The sequence below is a fragment of the Nocardioides proteolyticus genome (genome assembly GCF_051280635.3).
GTDB lineage: Bacteria > Actinomycetota > Actinomycetes > Propionibacteriales > Nocardioidaceae > Nocardioides.
On record NZ_JBNBPO030000003.1, the window covers coordinates 97451 to 115691 of the forward strand.

Genomic DNA, 18241 nt, shown 5'->3' on the forward strand with positions numbered 1-18241 from the left:
AGACTCAGGGCGCCATGAACCAGCCCGCCGCGCGTCCCGCCGAGTCCGTCGAAGAGGCCGAGGACGCCCTCCTGTCCCGGTGGCCGGAGACCCGGCTGGAGCCCTCCCTCGACCGGATCCGGGCCTTCACCGAGCTCCTCGGCGACCCGCAGCGCGCCTACCGGTCCATCCACCTGACCGGCACCAACGGCAAGACCTCCACCTCGCGGATGATCGACGGGCTGCTGCGCGCGCTGGACCTGCGCACCGGCCGCTTCACCAGCCCGCACGTCGAGCGGATGAGCGAGCGGATCAGCATCGACGGCGAGCCGCTGTCGGACGAGGCCTTCGTGCGCGCGTTCAACGACGTGGCGCCGTACACCCACCTCGTCGACAGCGCCGAGCCGCATCCGCTGAGCTTCTTCGAGACGGTCGTCGGCATGGCCTACGCCGCCTTCGCCGACGCTCCGGTCGACGTGGCGGTCGTCGAGGTCGGGATGGGCGGGTCCTGGGACGCGACGAACGTCATCGACGCCGACGTCGCGGTCGTCACCCCGATCGCCGTGGACCACGCCGCCTACCTCGGCACCACCTCTGCGGCGATCGCCCGCGAGAAGGCCGGGATCATCAAGAGCGGAGCCACCGCGGTCCTCGCCCGGCAGAGTGCCGAGGTGGCGGCCGTGCTGCTGGAGCGCGCCGCCGAGGTCGGTGCCACCGTCGCCCGCGAGGGCCTGGAGTTCGGCGTCGTCTCGCGGGTTCCGGCCGTCGGGGGCCAGGCGCTGACGCTCCAGGGCCTCCGCGGACGGTACGACGACCTCTTCCTGCCGCTCTACGGCGCCCACCAGGCGCAGAACGCCGCCGCAGCGCTGGCCGCGGTCGAGGCCTTCGTCGGTGGCGGCGAGCCGCTCGGTGACGACGTGGTCCGCGGAGCGTTCGCCGAGGCGACCTCGCCGGGAAGGCTCGAGATCGTCCGGCGCAGTCCGACGATCGTGCTCGACGCCGCCCACAACCCGGCGGGCGCGGAGGCGACCGCCGCCGCGCTGGAGGACTCCTTCCAGTTCGACCCGCTGGTCGGCGTGGTCGGCGTGATGGTCGACAAGGACGCCGAGGGGCTGCTCGCCGCGCTGGAGCCGGTGCTGGCCCACGTCGTCGTCACGCAGGCCTCCACCGCCCGGGCGATGTCCGCCGACGACCTGGCGGTGACGGCCCGCGAGGTCTTCGGCGGCGACCGGGTCACGGTCGTCCCGCGGCTCGCCGACGCCATCGACCAGGCCGCCTCGCGCGCCGAGTCCGCCACCGGCGACTCCCTCAGCTCGGGTGCGGTGCTGGTGACCGGGTCGGTCATCACCGTGGGCGAGGCCCGGGTCCTGCTCGGAGGGCGCAGGTGAGCGGCGCGCCGGCGCCCGACGCGTCTGGAGGCGCCTCCCGGGCGAGCTCGCCGCGGCGCTCGATGTGCGCGGCGGTGCTGACCCTCGAGGCGATCACGCTCGGCCTCACCACGCCGGTGATGATCACCCTCAGCGACGTGCGGCCGGCGGTGGCGCTCCCCGTGGGGCTGGGCCTGGCGCTGGCGTGCGTGCTGGTCGCGGGGATGCTCCGCAGGGAGTGGGCCTACTACCTCGGCCACGCGGTCCAGGTCGCCGCGATCGGGCTCGCCGTCGTCGTTCCGACCATGTGGGTGCTGGGGCCGGTGTTCGCCCTGCTGTGGGGCAGCGCCTTCGGCCTGGGCCGCAAGATCGAGCGCGAGCGCGCCGAGGCGTGGGCCGCCTACGAGGCGACGCGGTCCGGCGAGCCTCCGGCGGACCCGCCGGCCGGTCCTCCCGCGAATCTGTAGCGCTCGGCAGCGCTAGGTAGAGTGGCGCCGTGCCAGTGATCATCGACAAGCTCCTCCGCATCGGCGAGGGCAAGATCCTTCGCCAGCTCGAAGCGATCGCCAAGGCCGTCAACGCGATCGAGGACGACTTCGTCGCGATGTCGGACGCGGAGCTGCGCGGCATGACCGACGAGTTCCGCAAGCGGCTGGAGGACGGCGAGACGCTCGACGACCTGATGCCGGAGGCCTTCGCCACCGTTCGCGAGGCCGCGAAGCGGGTCATCGGCCAGCGCCACTTCGACGTCCAGATCATGGGCGGCACCGCGCTGCACATGGGCAACATCGCCGAGATGAAGACCGGTGAGGGCAAGACGCTGGTCTCCACGCTGCCCGCCTACCTCAACGCCCTCGAGGGCAAGGGCGTGCACATCGTCACGGTCAACGACTACCTGGCGAAGTTCCAGTCCGAGATGATGGGCCGGATCCACCACTTCCTCGGGCTCTCGGTCGGCGTGATCCTGCCCAGTATGAGCCCGGCCCAGCGCCGCGAGGCCTACGGCTGCGACATCACCTACGCCACCAACAACGAGCTCGGCTTCGACTACCTGCGCGACAACATGGCGTCCTCGCTCGAGGAGTGCGTCCAGCGCGGCCACAACTTCGCCATCGTCGACGAGGTCGACTCCATCCTCATCGACGAGGCGCGAACCCCGCTGATCATCAGCGGACCGACCCAGGACGAGGTCAAGTGGTACGGCGAGTTCGCCAAGATCGCCGAGAAGCTCACCCGTGACGTCGACTACGAGGTGGACGAGAAGAAGCGCACCATCTCCGTGCTCGAGGCCGGCATCACCAAGGTCGAGGACCACCTCGGCATCGAGAACCTCTACGAGTCCGCCAACACGCCGCTGATCTCGTTCCTGCACAACTCGATCAAGGCCAAGGAGCTCTTCCGCAACGACAAGGAGTACGTCGTGATGGAGGGCGAGGTGCTCATCGTCGACGAGCACACCGGGAGGATGCTCGCGGGTCGCCGCTACAACGACGGCCTCCACCAGGCGATCGAGGCCAAGGAGGGCGTGAAGGTCCGCGAGGAGTACCAGACCCTCGCCACCGTCACCCTGCAGAACTACTTCCGGCTCTACGACAAGCTCTCCGGCATGACCGGCACGGCGCTGACCGAGGCGTCGGAGTTCGACAAGATCTACAAGCTCGGCGTGGTCCCGATCCCGACCAACAAGCCGATGAAGCGGATCGACCAGCCCGACCTCGTGTACCGCACCGAGGAGGCCAAGTACAACGCGGTCGTCGACGACATCGCGGAGCGTCACGAGAAGGGTCAGCCGGTCCTCGTCGGCACCGTCTCGGTGGAGAAGTCGGAGTACCTTTCCAACCTGCTGAAGAAGAAGGGCATCCCGCACTCGGTGCTCAACGCGAAGGTCCACGCCGAGGAGGCGAAGATCGTCGCGATGGCCGGCCACAAGGGCGCGGTCACGGTGGCCACCAACATGGCCGGTCGCGGCACCGACATCATGCTCGGTGGGTCGGTCGAGTTCCTCGCCGACGCCGAGCTGCGCAAGCAGGGCCTCGAGCCCACCGGCGAGACGGCCGACGAGTACGACGCCCGCTGGCCGGAGATGCTGGAGTCCATCCGCAAGCAGGTCGAGGCGGAGCACGACGAGGTGGTCGAGCTCGGCGGCCTCTACGTCATCGGCACCGAGCGCCACGAGTCCCGCCGCATCGACAACCAGCTCCGTGGCCGGTCCGGCCGCCAGGGCGACCCGGGCGAGAGCCGCTTCTACCTCTCCCTGCAGGACGAGCTGATGCGGCTGTTCAAGTCCGACTGGGTCGACCGGGTCCTGCTGCTGCTGAAGATCCCCGACGACGTCCCGATCGAGAACAAGCGCGTCACCAACGCCATCGCCAACGCGCAGGGCCAGGTGGAGTCCCAGAACTTCGAGTCGCGCAAGAACGTCCTCAAGTACGACGACGTGATGGATCGCCAGCGCAAGGTGATCTACGGCGAGCGGCGCGAGGTCCTCGAGGGGGTCAACCTCGAGGAGCAGGTCCGCACGTTCATCGACGACGTCGTCACCGGATTCGTCTCCAGCGCGCTCGACGAGTTCTCCGAGGAGTGGGACCTCGAGCAGCTGTGGACCGACCTCAAGCAGTTCTGGCCGGTGTCGCTCTCCTGGAAGGACCTCGTCGAGGAGGCCGGCTCCCAGGCGGCCCTCGAGAAGGGCGACCTGATCGAGAAGCTCAAGGAGGACGCGCACGCCGCCTACGACCGCCGTGAGGAGGAGGTCGGCGAGGAAGTCATGCGCGAGCTCGAGCGCCGGGTGCTGCTCTCGGTCCTCGACCGCAAGTGGCGCGAGCACCTCTACGAGATGGACTACCTGCGCGAGGGCATCTACCTGCGTGCCTACTCCCAGCGGGACCCGCTGGTGGAGTACCAGCGCGAGGGCTTCGACATGTTCGCCGCGATGATGGACGGCATCAAGGAGGAAACCGTCGGCTTCCTGTTCAACCTCGAGGTGCAGGTTGAGGAGGAGGAAGAGGAGTTCCACTACCACCCCGACGGCACCCGCCACGCGGGTCCGATGCACGAGGGTGCATTGGCGGAGCCGCCCGTCGCGATCGGTGCTGGGGGCCAGGGAGCCGACCTCGCCGCCATCTCGGCCGAGCTGAAGAAGGGGCCCAAGGTCACCGCGAAGGGCCTCGACCCGGCACCGCGGCCGGCGAATCTCTCCTACACCGCGCCCGACGAGACCGGCCAGGAGGAGGTCCGCACGTCCGGGACGGTCCGCAACGACGACGAGTTCGCTGGTGTCAGCCGCAACGCGCTGTGCCCCTGCGGGTCGGGCAAGAAGTACAAGCGCTGTCACGGCGCGCCGGGCGGCCCGACGGGCCAGACGGCGCGGGTCAACGGCTAGCGTTCAGGCGAAGTCCAGGGCGGTACAGGTCCAGCGCTGCCCGATCCGCTCGAACCGGGCGGCCACGGCGCGCGACCGCTCGCCGTACCGCACGTGGACGCCGCACTCCACGACGCCGTCGTCGATGAAGCAGGCGTGGACGCTGCGGACCCGCGGCCGGACGGCCTGCACCCGGGCGAGGCCGGGCTGGTGCCCGCCCGCGCGGGCGACGAGCAGGGCCCTGCGATGCAGGTCGGCGTAGACCTCGGGAGTGGTCCAGCGCACGAGCTGGGAGACGGGTCGGTCGCCGCCGACGATCTCCACCGCGGCCTGGACGAACCGGTGGGTCCATTCCTCGATGCTCCGGCGGAGCCGCCGGTCGATGGGCACGACAGCGGTGCCGGGCCGCCGGCCGGCCGGCGAGGGCGCCGGCGGCGACTGCCGGGGGAGCAGGGCCAGCGCGAGGGTGCCCTGCGTGGGCGCCAGCGGGACGGCGACGCGCGAGCCGACGGGTGCGTGGGGCGTGAGGGTCATGGGTTGCTCCTTCGTGGGGGGTGGTCGCCCGGAGGCAGTCGGAGCTGCTGGCCGGGCACGACGAGGTCGGGATCGGGTCCGATCAGGTCGGCGTTGAGCCGGTGGATCCGCCGCCAGTACGCCGCGACCTCGGGGACGCCTGCCGTCGGCCCCAGGTGCCGGGCGGCGATGCTCCACAGCGAGTCGCCCGCGCGCACCCGCACCACGGGCGTGGTCGCCGACGGACCCGCGGGAGCGGCGTCCGCGGGCGCCCCGGCCGGCCGGTCGGGCAGCGCGAGGCCGTGGAGCGCTCCGGCGGGGAGCGTCGGTCCGGTGCGGCGGCCGGTTCCCGTGTCGTCGGCGGCGGCGGGCGTCGCGGTCAGCGCGGCGACACCGCAGGCGGCGAGGAGGGTGCGGCGGACGGCGCCTGGAACCCGTGCGGCCCGGTCCGGAGCGCACGCGGCGCCGCGCGCGGCATCGACCACGACGCCGCTGGTCACCAGCCACAGCCAGCCGCCCGCGGCGAGCGCGGCGACCGAGCAGAGCTGGACGAGGAGGCCGGTGAAGTCCGCCGCCGGGGAGGTGGCGAGCGCGTGCGCCGGCGGCACCGCGAGCAGGCCGACCCCGGTCAGCACGGCCGTCACGGCCAGCCACAGGGCCGCGGCTCGGAGCCGCACGGTCGCGTCGTGTGTCGAGCGATCCATCCCGAGAGATCCTTGCATTTGCTTCCGTTTGACTCAGGATGCGCGCGCTGAACACCCGCGTCAACCGCCCATCCACAGTCGCCGGCTGCCGGGGTCGTCGGCCGCCGTGCGAGGCTGACGACATGGGTTGGGAACGCGATCTGTTCGCGCTGTTCGACGACCTCGAGGGGCAGGCGGCCGCGCTCTACGCCGCCGAGCGGGACGCCGAGCTCGCCGACCGCAGCCGCGCGGAGTACCAGCAGGTCACCCTCGCCAGCCGGCTGATGGCGACGCTCGGCACCCACGCCACGCTGGGCGTGCAGGGCGTCGGCCCGGTCGCCGGGACGGTGGAGCGGGTGGCCGAGGGCTGGGTCCTGGTGTCGGCCGGCGAGCAGGACTGGGTCGTCAGCCTCGAGGCGGTCGGCACCGTGGCCGGTGCGTCCGTGCGCTCGGTGCCGGAGGTGGCATGGTCGCCGCTCACCCGGCTCGGTCTCGGCTCCGCGCTGCGGCGGATCGCGGAGGCCGGCGAGCGGTGCCTGCTGCACCTGCGCGACGGCAGCCGCCACGAGGGCACGCTGCGCCGGGTCGGGCAGGACTTCTGCGAGCTCGCCGAGGGTGAGGAGCGGCGGATCGTGCTGGTCGCGTTCGGCGCACTCGCCGCCGCGCAGTCACGGGCCTGACGGCGCCCGGCGCCAGGCCGGTCGAGGACGGTCCGGGTCGGCCGAGGAGGTCAGGTCGCCTCGTCGTCGTACGGCGGCCGCTCGCCGGCGGCCAGCGGTGCCTGGCCGGCCGGGTCGGGGTCGTCCTGCACCGCGTCCTCCAGCTCGTCGAGCTCGGCCATCGCCTCCGCGATGTGGCGCCGGACGATGGCGCGCGGGTCGAGATCGGTCAGCTCGAGGTCGGCGTACTCGGGCCCGAGCTCGGAGCGCAGCTCGTCGCGGGCGTTGGTGGCGAAGCGTCGCAGCTGACGCAGGAACCTGCCCGCCTGGCGGGCCAGGTCGGGCAGTCGGTCGGGCCCGAACACCAGGACCGCCACGAAGGCGATCATCACCAGCTCGCCGAAGCCGATGCCGAACACGGCGGGGTCCCGCGCCTCAGCCCGGCGTCAGAACTTGCTCGTGGGGGTGAGCCCGAGCTGTAGCCCGGCGAGTCCGCGGCCGCGGCCGTCGAGCCGGTCGGCGATGCCCTGCAGGGCCTCGGCGGCGGCCGCGGTCGGGTCCGACTCGACGATCGGCTTGCCGGCGTCGCCACCCTCCCGCAGCGAGACGTCGAGCGGGATCCGACCGAGGACCGGGACGTCGTAGCCGAACCGGGCCGAGAGCGTCTGCGCGACCCGGTCGCCGCCGCCGGAGCCGAAGACCTCCAGCCGGTGCTCCTTGCCCTCCGCGGTGCAGTGCGGGCACGGGAGGTAGCTCATGTTCTCGACCACGCCGACGACGCGCTGGTGCATCATCGAGGCCATCGTGCCGGCGCGCTCGGCCACCTCGGTCGCCGCCTCCTGGGGCGTGGTCACCACGACCACCTCGGCACCCGGCAGGTGCTGGCCCATCGAGATCGCCACGTCGCCCGTGCCGGGCGGCAGGTCGAGCAGCAGCACGTCGAGGTCGCCCCAGTAGACGTCGGCGAGCATCTGCACCAGGGCCCGGTCGAGCATCGGGCCACGCCAGGCGACGACCTGGTCGCGGCGCGGCTTCAGCATGCCGATGGAGATCACCGAGACCCCCGAGGGAGTCGGCACGGGCATGATCAGGTCGTCGACCTGGGTGGGCCGCGAGTCGGCGACACCGAGCATCGCCGGCACCGAGTGGCCATAGATGTCGGCGTCCACCACCCCGACCTTGCGGCCCGCCTTCGCGAGGGCAAGCGCGAGGTTGACCGTGACCGAGGACTTGCCGACCCCGCCCTTGCCGGACGCGATCGCGTAGACCTTGGTCAGGGAGCCCGGCTGGGCGAACGGGATCTCCCGCTGGGCCTGGCCGCCGCGCAGCGTCTCGTGGAGGCCGGAGCGCTGCTCGGCCGACATCACGCCCAGGTCGACCTGCACCCGCGTCACGCCGGGCAGCGCTGCGACGGCGTTCGTCACGTCGCGGTTGATGGTGTCCTTCAGGGGACAGCCGGCCACGGTCAGCAGTGCCTTGACGGTCACGGTGGAGCCGCCGTCACCGGGGGCGACGTCGACGCTGTCGACCATGCCGAGCTCGGTGATCGGCCGCTTGATCTCGGGGTCGTTGACCTTGCTGAGAGCGGCCATGACCTGCTCGACCGACGGGGCGTGCGAAGTGCTCACGCTGCCCGAGTCTAGGCAGTGCCCGGCTGCTCCCGGTCGTCGCCGTCCTCGTGAGACTGCGCACGTCCCTCCGCCCGCTCCTCGGCGCGCTCGTCGAGGTCCGCGAGCAGGCTGCGCAGCTCGCTGCGGAGGAAGTCGCGGGTGGCCACCTCGCCCACGGACATCCGCAGCGACGCGACCTCGCGCGCGAGGAACTCCATGTCGGCGTGGGCTCGCGCGTTGGCCTGCCGGTCCTGCTCCGCGATCACCCGGTCCCGGTCCTCCTGCCGGTTCTGCGCCAGCAGGATCAGCGGCGCGGCGTAGGAGGCCTGAGTGGAGAAGAAGAGGTTGAGCAGGATGAACGGGTAGGGGTCCCAGCGCAGACCGAACAGCGCGACCAGGTTCACGGTGATCCACACGATGACGAAGAGCGTCATGTAGAGCAGGAACCGGGCGGTGCCCATGAACCGGGCGAAGCGCTCGGCGAAGACGCCGAAGGCGTCCTTGTCGTAGGCCGGTCGCCGCACCAGCTGCCGCCGGGTCGCCCGCGGGGTGTCGAGCCGCTCCCCAGGGCGGTGGGTGTCGCTCATCGCCGTCCGTCCCCGCGGCCGGGCGCCCGGTCGCGCCAGTTGGCGGGAAGCATGTGGTCGAGCAGGTCGTCGACGGTGACGGCCCCGAGAAGCCGACCGTCGCTGTCCACGACGGGAGCCGCGACCAGGTTGTACGTCGCGAGGTGCGCGGCCACCTGGTCGATCGACGCCTCGGCCCGCAGCGACTCCATCGAGTCGTCCAGCGCGCCGGCCACCAGGGTGGAGGGCGGCTCGCGGAGCAGGCGCTGGATGTGCGCCACGCCCAGCAGCTTCCCGGTCGGCGGCTCCAGCGGCGGGCGGCACACGTAGACCAGCGCGGCGAGCGCCGGCGTCAGCTCCGGCCTCCGCACGTGCGCCAGCGCGTCCGCGATGGTCGCGTCGGGGCCGAGGATCACCGGCTCGGGCGTCATCATCGCGCCCGCGGTGTTCTCGACGTACTTCATCAGCCGCCGCACGTCCTCGGCCTCGTCCGGCTCCATGAGCTGGAGGATCACCTCGGCCGTCTCGGGTGGCAGGTCGGCGACCAGGTCGGCCGCGTCGTCGGCCGACATCTCCTCGAGGACGTCGGCCGCGCGCTCGTTGTCGAGTCCCTTGAGGATCTCGACCTGGTCCTCGTCGGGAAGCTCCTCGAGGACGTCGGCGAGGCGCTCGTCGTCCAGGGCCAGCGCCACCGCCGTACGGCGGTCGGGCGGCAGGTCGTGCAGGATGCTCGCCGCGTCCGCCGGCCGCATCTCGTTGAGCGCCGCCACCAGGTGGGTCGCGCCCTGGCCCTCGTCGCTGCGGGCGAGGCCGACCACGTCGTTCCACTCCACGACGTGGGTCTGGCCGCGGCGGCGGAAGCCCTTCGCCGGCTCCCGGACCGCCACCCGGCTGAGCACCCAGTCGCGGGTGCGCGCCGGCTCCATCGCCACGTCGTAGACGGTGCCGGTGATGTCGCTGCTCTTGATCGTGACGGTGCGGTCGAGCATCTGGCCGATGACCAGGGTCTCGGTGGACCGCTGCTCGAAGCGGCGCATGTTGAGCAGGCCGGTCGTGTAGACGTGGCCGGCGTCGATGTTGGTCACCCGCGTCATCGGCACGAAGATGCGCCGCCGCCCGAACACCTCGGCCACCATGCCCAGCACCCGCGGCTGCGCGCCCTCGGTGCGCATGGTGACGACGAGGTCGCGGACCTTGCCGACCTGGTCGCCCTGCGGGTCGAAGATCGGGAGCCCGACCAGTCTGGCCGCGTACACGCGGGACGGCGTGGTGCTCACGGGCACCCAACCTACCGGGCGGGTGCGTCCGGGCAGGACAGGCGCACAGGCCGCATAGGATGCGGCGCATGACCGTCCGTCTCGCCGCTGCCGCGGTGCTGCTGCTCGCGCTCGCCGGTTGCGGCTCGGACGCCGAGTCACCCGAGGACGGGCAGTCGGCTGCGAGCCCGTCGACGACGGGGTCCGCGACGGACGACGCCTCCTCGCCGGCCCCGTCCAGCAGCGCCCCGGACACGCCGACGATCCCGGCGGACGCGCCCCGGTGCGGAGAGGTCTGGAGCCGCGGCGCGACGCTTCCGGGCAGCTACCGGGGCTGCGTCGCGGGCGAGCGGTACGTGAAGGCGGAGGTGCTGTCGTGCTCCTCCGGGCAGGGCATCGTCCGGTACGACGGGCGGTTCTGGGCGGTGCGCGGCGGCACCGTGTCGCAGGCCGACGACATCATCGAGGACGAGCGGTACCTCGACGCCGTGGCGCGCTGCCGCGGCTGAGCCCGGTGCTGGGGCCGCGGATCGCCTGCAAATCGCGATCTTGGGGCGACGGTCGGTTATCGTGATCCGACGCCCAGGTGCAGGGATCCGGCTCCCGGGCGTCCTCGCCCACTGGGCCCCCTCACACTCGACCGGATCATGGGGAGGTTGCGCAACGTGCGTCGACTCGTCGTTGTTGCCACCGTCGTCGCCTGCCTGGCCACGCTGACCGGTGGGGTCGCCTCGGCGAAGGCACCCACGTCGCCCGTGTCGCCGGTCGCGGCCAGCACGAGCAGCGGCAAGCTCTCGACGGCCGAGGACGACCCGCGCACCACCGCCCGCGCCTACCGGGTGGGCCGGGGCATCACGTTCAACAGTCCGCTGGGCTCCCGGTCGCGCAAGTTCGCGATCCTGCGCAAGATCCACGCCGCGATCAAGAACACTCCTAGCGGCGAGACCATTCGGGTGATGTCGTGGAACATCATGTACATGAGCTCCGTCGACGTGCTGCTCGACGCGCAGCGGCGCGGCGTGAAGCTGTGGATCCTGATGGACGAGGAGAACTACAGCGCGGAGGTGCCCAACCGTCCGTGGCGCGCGCTCAAGTCGGGGATCGCCGCCAACAACCGGAAGATCAAGAAGGCCTCGAAGCGCAGCCGCGCCAAGGTGTGCAACAACGCCTGTCGCCGCGGCGCCACCGGGGCGGCGCACGCCAAGTACTTCATGTTCACCAAGGTCGGCGCCTCCGAGCACGTCGTGATCCAGGGCGGCACCAACCTCACCCTCGCCTCGGCCACGAACCAGTGGAACGAGGTCTACACCTGGGCCGACGACTACGGCGTCTACAAGTTCACCTACGGCATCTTCCGCGAGATGTGGGCCGACCGGACGCCCGACCGGCCGTGGGCGGAGTACGCCGGTCCCGGCGGCAAGTACCGCTTCTACTTCTCGCCGCAGCGCGGCAACTACGACGCCGGCGACGACCCGCTCGAGTGGTACCTCGCCCGCACCCGGTGCCGGGGCGCGACGGGCGCGTCGGGCGACGGCGCCAACCGCACGATCATCCGGGCCGCCCCCGACGTCATCCGCGGCAAGCGGGGGATGCGGGTGGCGCGGCTGATCCGCAAGCGCTGGCTCGAGGGCTGCAACGTCCGCATCGGCTACACGGTGATGGGCAAGGACATCTACCGCTACCTCAAGAAGTCCTCGCCCCGTGGCCCGGTCCCGATCCGGCACCTCGTCCAGGACTTCAACGGTGACAAGGAGTTCGACCGCTACTTCCACCTCAAGGTGTGGACGATCAACGGAGTGGTCAACGGCAACACCGAGGTCTACTTCGCCATGAACGGCTCCAGCAACATCTCCGACTACTCGTCGGCCTCCGACGAGAACATCGGGGTGTTCCGGACCCGTCCCCAGGTGATGAAGTACCAGGAGCACATCGACTACTGGTACCGGAACCCGCCGAAGTCCCGGCCGGTCGTCCGCTCGCTCATCGACGGACCGGTGGATCCCTACCGCAACGTCGACATGGACTGATCGTTGCGGGAGAGGGCCGCGCAGCGCGTCGCTGACCTGCGTGGGCTGGTGGCGTCCGCCCGGGGGACGAGAGTGACCTCCGTCGACACGACCGGCCTCCTGCTCGCTGCCCGGGGGGACGACCGGGTCGTGGACGTGCTGTTCGACGACCGCAGGATCTGGTCCTTCTGGCTGCGCCGGGACACCGTCCAGCAGGCCAGCGGGCTGCTCCTGGCGCCGTGGCCCGACCGCATGGTGCGCTTCCTCGACGGGCGCAGCCGGATCACGGTCCAGGAGCACGTCAGCGAGGCGGTGCTCTTCGACGGCGAGGTCGCCTTCGGGGACTCCGACGACCGGATCGCGTTCGTCAACAACCGGGGGCTGGAGATCAGCCTCGACAAGGCCGGCCGCTTCAGCCCCACGTTCTCGGTACGCAGCGACGACCAGCTGGTCCCGCTGCTGGACGCCATGGAGACGGTCGTCGCGATGCTCGGCGACCTGGGGGTCACCGCGTTCCCGGCGTACGGCACGCTGCTCGGCGCCGTGCGGGAGGGCACCTTCCTCGGTCACGACTCCGACGCCGACCTCGGCTACGTGTCCGCCCACTCGACTCCGGTCGACGTCGTGCGCGAGTCCTTCGTGCTGCAGCGCCGGATCAACGAGCGCGGCTTCCGGACCTACCGCTACAGCGGGGGCGCGTTCCGGATCGACGTCGCGGAGGCGGACGGCTCGGTGCGCGGGCTGGATCTCTTCGGCGGGTTCTTCGACCACGACAGGCTCTACCTGCTGGGAGAGGTCGGCGTGCCGTTCGAGCGGCACTGGATGGAGCCGTTCGGGACGTGTTCGCTGATGGGACGCGAGTTCACCGCGCCGGCGCGGCCGGAGAAGCTGCTCGAGGCGATGTACGGACCGACCTGGCAGGTGCCTGACCCGGCCTACAAGTTCGAGACGCCCGCAGCGGTGACGAGCCGCTTCAACGACTGGTTCCGCGGGTCCGCGGTGTGGCGCCGCGACTGGGAGCGGGAGCTGCTGGCCACGGCGGGGCGCACGCCCGCGCGGAGGCCCTCCGGCCTCGCCCGGCTGGCCGAGCAACAGGCTGCCCCCGGCACCACCATCCTCGACGTCGGCTGCGGCAACGGGCGTGACGCCCTGTGGCTGGCGCGCCGCGGGTTTCGCACCACCGCCTACGACTACGTGCCTCGGGCCGCACGGGGTGCGCTGCGGGCCGCCGAGAAGGAACAGCTGGCGCTGGAGTCGCGGCCGCTCAACCTCACCGAGTGGCGGTCCGTGCTGGCCGAGTGCGCCCGCGTGGCCCGGGAGCCCGGCCCCCGGGTGATGCTGGCGCGGCACGTGTTCGACGCGACCAACCGGGTCGGCCGCGACTCGCTCGGACGCTTCGCCTCCGTCGCGCTGCGCGGCGGGGGAAGGCTCTATGCTGACGTCTGGACCGGCGAGGGCGAACCGGACCTCGGGCTGCGTCCCCTCGCGCTGGAGCGCGTCGTCGAGGTGGTCGAACGGCACGGAGGTGCCGTGGTCTCGACCGAGCGACTGGGTCCGGGGGCCGACCGGCCCCGTGGCATCGGACGACTGGTGGCGGAGTGGGGATGACGAGCAAGCGGGAGCAGCTGGCCGAGCTGGAGCAGCGGGTCGCCGGACTCGAGTCCGAGATCGCCGAGCTGCGGCGCCATCACCTGCGCCTGGCGGAGATCGCCGACGTGGTGCAGGAGCTGCTGGTGCCGATGGCAAGCCGCGACGAGACCCGGATCGCCGAGGCCATCGAGAAGTTCCAGCAGAGCCTGTGAACCGTGCGTGATGGCTGACCGGGTCCTTCTCCACATCGGTCTCCCGAAGACCGCGACGACCTACCTGCAGACGATCCTGTGGGGATCGCGCGACCAGCTGCGCGCGGACGGCGTGCTGCTTCCCGGAACGGAGCGGCGGGACCACCTCTGGGCCAGCCGCGTCGTCCGCGAGGATCCCAACGTCGGCAGGCGCACCGAGCGCGAGCGGACGTCGTGGGACCGGCTGCGCGACGAGATCGGGCGCTGGCGCGGGACGGCGCTGATCAGCCACGAGTTCTTCGCCGCCGCCGACGCCGACCAGGCCCGCCGCATGGTGGAGCAGCTGGCGCCGGCCCGCGTCGAGCTGGTGGTCACTGCGCGTGAGCCGCTGGGCCTGTTCACCGCGTCCTGGCAGGAGAGCCTGAAGAACAAGGCCACCACGCCGATGGCTCGGTACTCCCGCAAGGTCTCCGACCGTCCGATGGACATCTGGAACTGGCGCACCCTCGACCTGAGGCTGGTGCTCGAGCGCTGGTCGCAGGCCGTGCCCCACGACCGCATCCACGTGCTGCCGCTCGACACCTCGGCGCCCCGGGAGGACATCTGGCACCGGTTCTCCGGGCTGCTGGGACTCAGCGAGGGCGCCTACGACCTGTCGCAGTCGTTCCCGAACGAGTCGATGGGCGTCGTGGAGGCCGAGACGCTCCGACGGGTCAACCGGCACCTCACGACCTTCAAGAAGGCGTTCGACAAGGGCGTCTACATCCGCACCTTCCTCGCCGACGAGCGGCTGGTGCCCCGCGGCGGTGAGAAGTTCTGGCCGGCGGCGGACCGGATCGAGGAGTGTCGCCTCCGTGGCGAGGAGGCGATCGAGTACCTCCGCCAGCACCCGGTCGACGTGGTCGGCGACCTGGAGCACCTCCGCGTGCCGGACCACGTCCCGCCGCGTCGTACGCCGGACTCGGTCACCGACGCCGAGGTCGCGGCCGTCGCCACCGAGCTCGTGGCCGTGCTGCTCGGCGACGTCCGCGAGCTGCGGACGGCGCGGGGCCGCCCGAAGGGGCAGGGCCCGGTCAGTCCCCGGAGCCCTCGATGGTCGCGCTGGCTGAGACGAACGGGTGGTCGCTGACGCGCTGGTGCTCGGACGAGAAGTCGTCCCAGTAGCTGGTCAGGGTGACGTCGGGCGTGGCGACGACCCAGTCGACCGGCCGCATCCGCGGCGGGGAGCCGCAGGTGCCGCCCCCGCCCTGCGCCGCGACCAGGCCCGTGCGCGGGATCACCTTGCAGTAGAAGTTGGCCCGGTCGTTCATGTCCCCGGTCACGAAGATCGGGACCTTCTGCGCCTTGAGGTTGTTGACGTAGGCGACCAGGGTGTCGAACGCCGCGTTGCGGCTGCTCGCGTAGCGACCGCCGTGGCCGGCGGAGGTGTGCATGTTGATGACGTAGAACTCGCGCCGGCTCTGCTTGTGGCGCAGTCGCAGCACCGTCTGGGGGCGGTTGCGGCTCATGAAGAACACCTGGAAGGTGTCGCCGGAGACGAACTCGAACTTCGCCGGGTTGTAGATGATCGAGTTGTCGGGATCGCCGCCGCCCGGCCAGGACGCGTAGCCGAGACCGCCGGCGATCGCGCTCAGCTGGCTCGACTTGACCTCCTGGAGCCCGACGATGTCGGCACCGTGCTTGCGGACGAGCCCGACCGTCTGCGGGCTGCGCCAGCCGGCGCCGGGCCAGCTCGCGCGCTGCCCGCCCGGCTCGGTGTGCTGCACCGCGAGCACGTTGAAGGTGGCGATCTTGAAGCTCGCCCACTTCTGCCGCACCTTGGTCACGCCGGCTTCGGCCGCGCGGCGGACCTCCTGCACGTCCTCGCCGACCGCGACCTCCTCGACCGGCTCGATCAGCTCGCCGTCGACCACCCGCTCCTCGCGGTCGTGCCGCGGCCGGGTCTGGTCGCTGGCTCCGGCCGGGTCGCTCGCCACCGAGGGAGTGGTCTCGCGCCCGGCGGTGTCGATGGCGGTGTCGGGGACGCCGCCGTCCCAGAGCGTCGCGACGCCGATCAGGATCGCCGCCAGGAGGACCACTGCGAGGACGGGCAGGAACTCCGCCCGACCTGAGTGTCGATGCCTCCGGGACTGATCGGGCATGGCCGGTATCGTACCCGAGGACCCGGCGCCCCACGGCTTTCCGGAGACCCTGACAGACCGCCGACGAACCGCGCCCGCGCCGCGCCGAGGAGGAACCGCCCGTGAGTGACGCGCGGTCCTTCCGTCCCGACATCCAGGGCCTCCGGGCGCTGGCCGTGGGTCTGGTCATCCTGGCCCACGCCGGCCTCCGCACCGCCGCCGGCGGGTACGTCGGGGTGGACGTCTTCTTCGTGATCTCCGGCTTCCTGATCGTCGGTCTGCTCGTGCGCGAGGCGGGTCGGACCAGGCGGATCTCGATCGTCGACTTCTACGCCCGACGGGCCCGGCGGGTGATCCCCGCCGCGACCGCGGTGCTGGTGGTCACGGCCGTCGCGTCCGCGTACGTGCTGCCGTACGTGCGCAGCCTCGAGGTGCTCAAGGACTCGGTGTGGGCGGCGTTCTTCGGCGCGAACATCCGCTTCGCGCTCGTGGAGACCGACTACTTCGCCGAGGGCGAGCCGCCGTCGCCCGTGCAGCACTACTGGTCGCTGTCCGTGGAGGAGCAGTTCTACGTCGTCATCCCGGTGCTGCTGCTGGTCGTCGCGGTCGCGCTGCGGCGCTGGGGCAACGCACTGCCCGACCGGGTGAACCGGCAGCTGCGCCGCGCGGTGGTGGCCGTGCTCGGAGCGGTCAGCCTGGCGTCCCTGGCCTACTCGGTGTGGGTCACCGCGGCCAACCCGACGGCGGCCTACTTCTCCACGCCGGCGCGCGCCTGGGAGCTGGGCGTCGGCGGCCTGCTCGGCGCGCTGCTCTGGGGCAGGCGTCCTGAGCTGCGCCGCTGGCTCGCCGAGCTGGCCGGAGTCGCGGGGCTGGCGCTCGTGGCGGTGGCGACCCTCACCTACAGCGCGGCCACCCCGATGCCGGGTACGGCGGCCCTGGTGCCGGTGGCCGGCGCCGGGCTGCTGCTGTTCGCCGGCGCCACGACGACCGGGCCGGCGACGTACTGGTTCCGGCTCTTCTCCCTGCGGCCGATCCGGGTGCTCGGCGACTGGTCCTACTCGCTCTACCTCTGGCACTTCCCGGTGCTCCTGCTCGCCCAGGCCCACTGGGAGGAGCCGCGCCTGAGCCGGCCCCACCTCGCCGTCGCCCTGCTGCTGATCCTCGGCCTGAGCGCGGCGTCGTACCACCTGGTGGAGGAGCCGTTCCGCCGCGGGGTCCGGTGGCGGCCACGGGTCCGGGCCATCGGGCTCTACCCGGTCAGCCTGGCCCTGGTCATCGCGGCGGCGGCCGGGTCCCAGGCGTGGGTGGACCACCAGATCGCCGAGCTCGAGAGCAACCCCGCCATCGCCGCGGGCGACTACGACCGGAGCGACCTGAGCAAGGACCCGGCGGTCGCGCTGGTGCAGGCCTCGGTGCTGGCCGCTCGGGAGGACCGCCCGGTGCCCGGGGGTCTCGAGCCCGACCTCGGGCACCTGCGGGAGTCGGTGGCCCCGCTGGGGGAGTGCGACTACCGCACCGGCACCACGAGACTGTGCCCCTTCGGCGACGCCGACGCGGAGCGATCCATCGTGGTGGTCGGTGACTCGCACGCGCGCGCCTGGGGTCCGGCGGTCAGCGCGATCGGCGAGCGGCACGGCTACGCCGTCTATCAGCTCGTCTACAGCGGCTGCCCGGCCAACGCGGTCACGCGTCCCGACCCCGAGGGGGGCGGGCAGTGGACCGAGTGCGAGCGGTTCAAGGAGTGGGCGTTGGCACGGGTCGCCGAGCTGCGCCCGGAGCTGGTCCTGGTCGCGAACAACGCCTATCGCGGGCGGCACATGGCCGACGGCCGCCAGGAGCGGGGGCTCGCCGACCACCTCCGCCGCCTGGACGAGGCCGGGGGCCGGGTCGTCATGCTCGGGAACGTGCCGAAGCTCGAGCGGTCGCCCGGGGTCTGCCTCTCCACGCGGGACAAGGACCTCGGCGACTGCCTGTTCGAGCCCCTGCGCCGCCACGTCAAGGACCAGCGCAGGTTCGCGGCGGTCGCCGAGAGCGTCGGCGTCGACTTCGTCGACGCGCAGCGGTGGTTCTGCCACGACGGCGTGTGCCCTCCGGTCATCGGCCGGCTCGTCCCGCTGCGCGACCGCGACCACATCAGCGTCGAGTACGCCACCCGCCTCGCCGACCCCTTGGCGCGCGCCCTCGGCATCGACTGATCACCCGATCCGGAACTCCTCAGCCACGGGGTCGCGAGGCCGACTTCTGCTATCGGGCCTGGGTCCTGCCGGAATGCCCGAAAATCACACCGTTGTAATTCCGCGAATTACAACGACGTAGTTATTCGGATCGACTTGTGGCATTCGA

17 protein-coding genes are annotated in these 18241 nt (G+C 71.8%); 10 read left to right on the forward strand and 7 right to left on the reverse strand.

The window, feature by feature from the left end:
* Positions 1-14: 14 nt before the first annotated feature.
* Genes folC through secA form a run of 3 tightly spaced genes read left to right on the forward strand, consistent with a single transcriptional unit; the run spans position 15 to position 4725 of the window.
* Positions 15-1367: a bifunctional tetrahydrofolate synthase/dihydrofolate synthase gene (gene folC / locus ACPOLA_RS02825; RefSeq protein WP_435768869.1), complete on the forward strand. Its 1353-nt coding sequence runs from the start codon at positions 15-17 to the stop codon at positions 1365-1367.
* Positions 1364-1813: a DUF4233 domain-containing protein gene (locus ACPOLA_RS02830; protein ID WP_435768870.1), complete on the forward strand. Its 450-nt coding sequence runs from the start codon at positions 1364-1366 to the stop codon at positions 1811-1813. Before folC ends, ACPOLA_RS02830 begins: the two co-directional genes overlap by 4 nt.
* Positions 1814-1842: 29 nt before the next feature.
* Entirely contained in the window at positions 1843-4725 is a 2883-nt protein-coding gene (gene secA / locus ACPOLA_RS02835) for a preprotein translocase subunit SecA (RefSeq protein WP_435768871.1), read from the forward strand.
* 3 nt (positions 4726-4728) lie between these two features.
* Here the strand turns inward: secA and ACPOLA_RS02840 are convergent, their stop codons facing one another.
* The gene (locus tag ACPOLA_RS02840) at positions 4729-5238 is read right to left on the reverse strand and encodes an Rv3235 family protein (protein ID WP_435768872.1); all 510 of its coding nucleotides are present in this window, start codon (positions 5236-5238) and stop codon (positions 4729-4731) included.
* Positions 5235-5921 (reverse strand): LysM peptidoglycan-binding domain-containing protein, encoded by a 687-nt coding sequence (locus ACPOLA_RS02845; protein WP_435768873.1) that lies wholly within the window; start codon positions 5919-5921, stop codon positions 5235-5237. Before ACPOLA_RS02845 ends, ACPOLA_RS02840 begins: the two co-directional genes overlap by 4 nt.
* Positions 5922-6043: 122 nt before the next feature.
* Here ACPOLA_RS02845 and ACPOLA_RS02850 point away from each other — a divergent pair, with 122 nt between their 5' ends.
* On the forward strand, positions 6044-6580 hold the full coding sequence (locus ACPOLA_RS02850; RefSeq protein ID WP_435768874.1) for a hypothetical protein: 537 nt from the start codon (positions 6044-6046) through the stop codon (positions 6578-6580).
* A gap of 50 nt (positions 6581-6630) precedes the next feature.
* On the opposite strand, the gene ACPOLA_RS02855 is transcribed toward ACPOLA_RS02850, so the two are convergent.
* From ACPOLA_RS02855 to ACPOLA_RS02870, 4 genes are read right to left on the reverse strand one after another with little or no spacing between them, the layout of a single operon-like run.
* Entirely contained in the window at positions 6631-6978 is a 348-nt protein-coding gene (locus tag ACPOLA_RS02855; RefSeq protein ID WP_435768875.1) for a sec-independent translocase, read from the reverse strand.
* Positions 6979-7005: 27 nt separating this feature from the next.
* Positions 7006-8151: an Mrp/NBP35 family ATP-binding protein gene (locus ACPOLA_RS02860; RefSeq protein ID WP_435768962.1), complete on the reverse strand. Its 1146-nt coding sequence runs from the start codon at positions 8149-8151 to the stop codon at positions 7006-7008.
* A gap of 47 nt (positions 8152-8198) precedes the next feature.
* Entirely contained in the window at positions 8199-8756 is a 558-nt protein-coding gene (locus ACPOLA_RS02865) for a DUF1003 domain-containing protein (protein ID WP_435768876.1), read from the reverse strand.
* Positions 8753-10012, reverse strand: coding sequence for a magnesium transporter MgtE N-terminal domain-containing protein (locus ACPOLA_RS02870; protein WP_435768877.1), 1260 nt, complete (start codon positions 10010-10012; stop codon positions 8753-8755). The genes ACPOLA_RS02865 and ACPOLA_RS02870 overlap by 4 nt, the downstream gene beginning before the upstream one ends.
* Before the next feature lie 68 nt (positions 10013-10080).
* On the opposite strand from ACPOLA_RS02870, the gene ACPOLA_RS02875 reads away from it, so the two are divergent.
* From ACPOLA_RS02875 to ACPOLA_RS02895, 5 genes are all read left to right on the forward strand, one after another.
* Entirely contained in the window at positions 10081-10500 is a 420-nt protein-coding gene (locus ACPOLA_RS02875; protein ID WP_435768878.1) for a hypothetical protein, read from the forward strand.
* A 156-nt stretch (positions 10501-10656) separates the two neighbouring features.
* On the forward strand, positions 10657-12018 hold the full coding sequence (locus tag ACPOLA_RS02880) for a phospholipase D-like domain-containing protein (protein WP_435768879.1): 1362 nt from the start codon (positions 10657-10659) through the stop codon (positions 12016-12018).
* Positions 12019-12090: 72 nt separating this feature from the next.
* Positions 12091-13605, forward strand: coding sequence for a LicD family protein (locus tag ACPOLA_RS02885; protein WP_435768880.1), 1515 nt, complete (start codon positions 12091-12093; stop codon positions 13603-13605).
* On the forward strand, positions 13602-13799 hold the full coding sequence (locus ACPOLA_RS02890; RefSeq protein ID WP_435768881.1) for a DUF6752 domain-containing protein: 198 nt from the start codon (positions 13602-13604) through the stop codon (positions 13797-13799). The genes ACPOLA_RS02885 and ACPOLA_RS02890 overlap by 4 nt, the downstream gene beginning before the upstream one ends.
* 10 nt (positions 13800-13809) lie before the next feature.
* The gene (locus ACPOLA_RS02895; RefSeq protein ID WP_435768882.1) at positions 13810-14907 is read left to right on the forward strand and encodes a hypothetical protein; all 1098 of its coding nucleotides are present in this window, start codon (positions 13810-13812) and stop codon (positions 14905-14907) included.
* Here the strand turns inward: ACPOLA_RS02895 and ACPOLA_RS02900 are convergent.
* The gene (locus tag ACPOLA_RS02900) at positions 14852-15919 is read right to left on the reverse strand and encodes an endonuclease/exonuclease/phosphatase family protein (RefSeq protein WP_435768883.1); all 1068 of its coding nucleotides are present in this window, start codon (positions 15917-15919) and stop codon (positions 14852-14854) included. The genes ACPOLA_RS02895 and ACPOLA_RS02900 overlap by 56 nt on opposite strands.
* 101 nt (positions 15920-16020) lie before the next feature.
* Here ACPOLA_RS02900 and ACPOLA_RS02905 point away from each other — a divergent pair, with 101 nt between their 5' ends.
* On the forward strand, positions 16021-18093 hold the full coding sequence (locus ACPOLA_RS02905; protein ID WP_435768884.1) for an acyltransferase family protein: 2073 nt from the start codon (positions 16021-16023) through the stop codon (positions 18091-18093).
* The last annotated feature ends 148 nt before the right edge of the window (positions 18094-18241 follow it).

What these genes read in the sequence shown, in the direction of transcription:
- folC (WP_435768869.1), top strand. Translation starts at nt 15, where the DNA reads ATGAACCAGCCCGCCGCGCGTCCCGCCGAGTCCGTCGAAGAGGCCGAG.
- ACPOLA_RS02840 (WP_435768872.1), bottom strand. Translation starts at nt 5,238, where the DNA reads ATGACCCTCACGCCCCACGCACCCGTCGGCTCGCGCGTCGCCGTCCCG.
- ACPOLA_RS02845 (WP_435768873.1), bottom strand. Translation starts at nt 5,921, where the DNA reads ATGGATCGCTCGACACACGACGCGACCGTGCGGCTCCGAGCCGCGGCC.
- ACPOLA_RS02850 (WP_435768874.1), top strand. Translation starts at nt 6,044, where the DNA reads ATGGGTTGGGAACGCGATCTGTTCGCGCTGTTCGACGACCTCGAGGGG.
- ACPOLA_RS02860 (WP_435768962.1), bottom strand. Translation starts at nt 8,151, where the DNA reads ATGGCCGCTCTCAGCAAGGTCAACGACCCCGAGATCAAGCGGCCGATC.
- ACPOLA_RS02865 (WP_435768876.1), bottom strand. Translation starts at nt 8,756, where the DNA reads ATGAGCGACACCCACCGCCCTGGGGAGCGGCTCGACACCCCGCGGGCG.
- ACPOLA_RS02875 (WP_435768878.1), top strand. Translation starts at nt 10,081, where the DNA reads ATGACCGTCCGTCTCGCCGCTGCCGCGGTGCTGCTGCTCGCGCTCGCC.
- ACPOLA_RS02890 (WP_435768881.1), top strand. Translation starts at nt 13,602, where the DNA reads ATGACGAGCAAGCGGGAGCAGCTGGCCGAGCTGGAGCAGCGGGTCGCC.
- ACPOLA_RS02895 (WP_435768882.1), top strand. Translation starts at nt 13,810, where the DNA reads ATGGCTGACCGGGTCCTTCTCCACATCGGTCTCCCGAAGACCGCGACG.
- ACPOLA_RS02900 (WP_435768883.1), bottom strand. Translation starts at nt 15,919, where the DNA reads ATGCCCGATCAGTCCCGGAGGCATCGACACTCAGGTCGGGCGGAGTTC.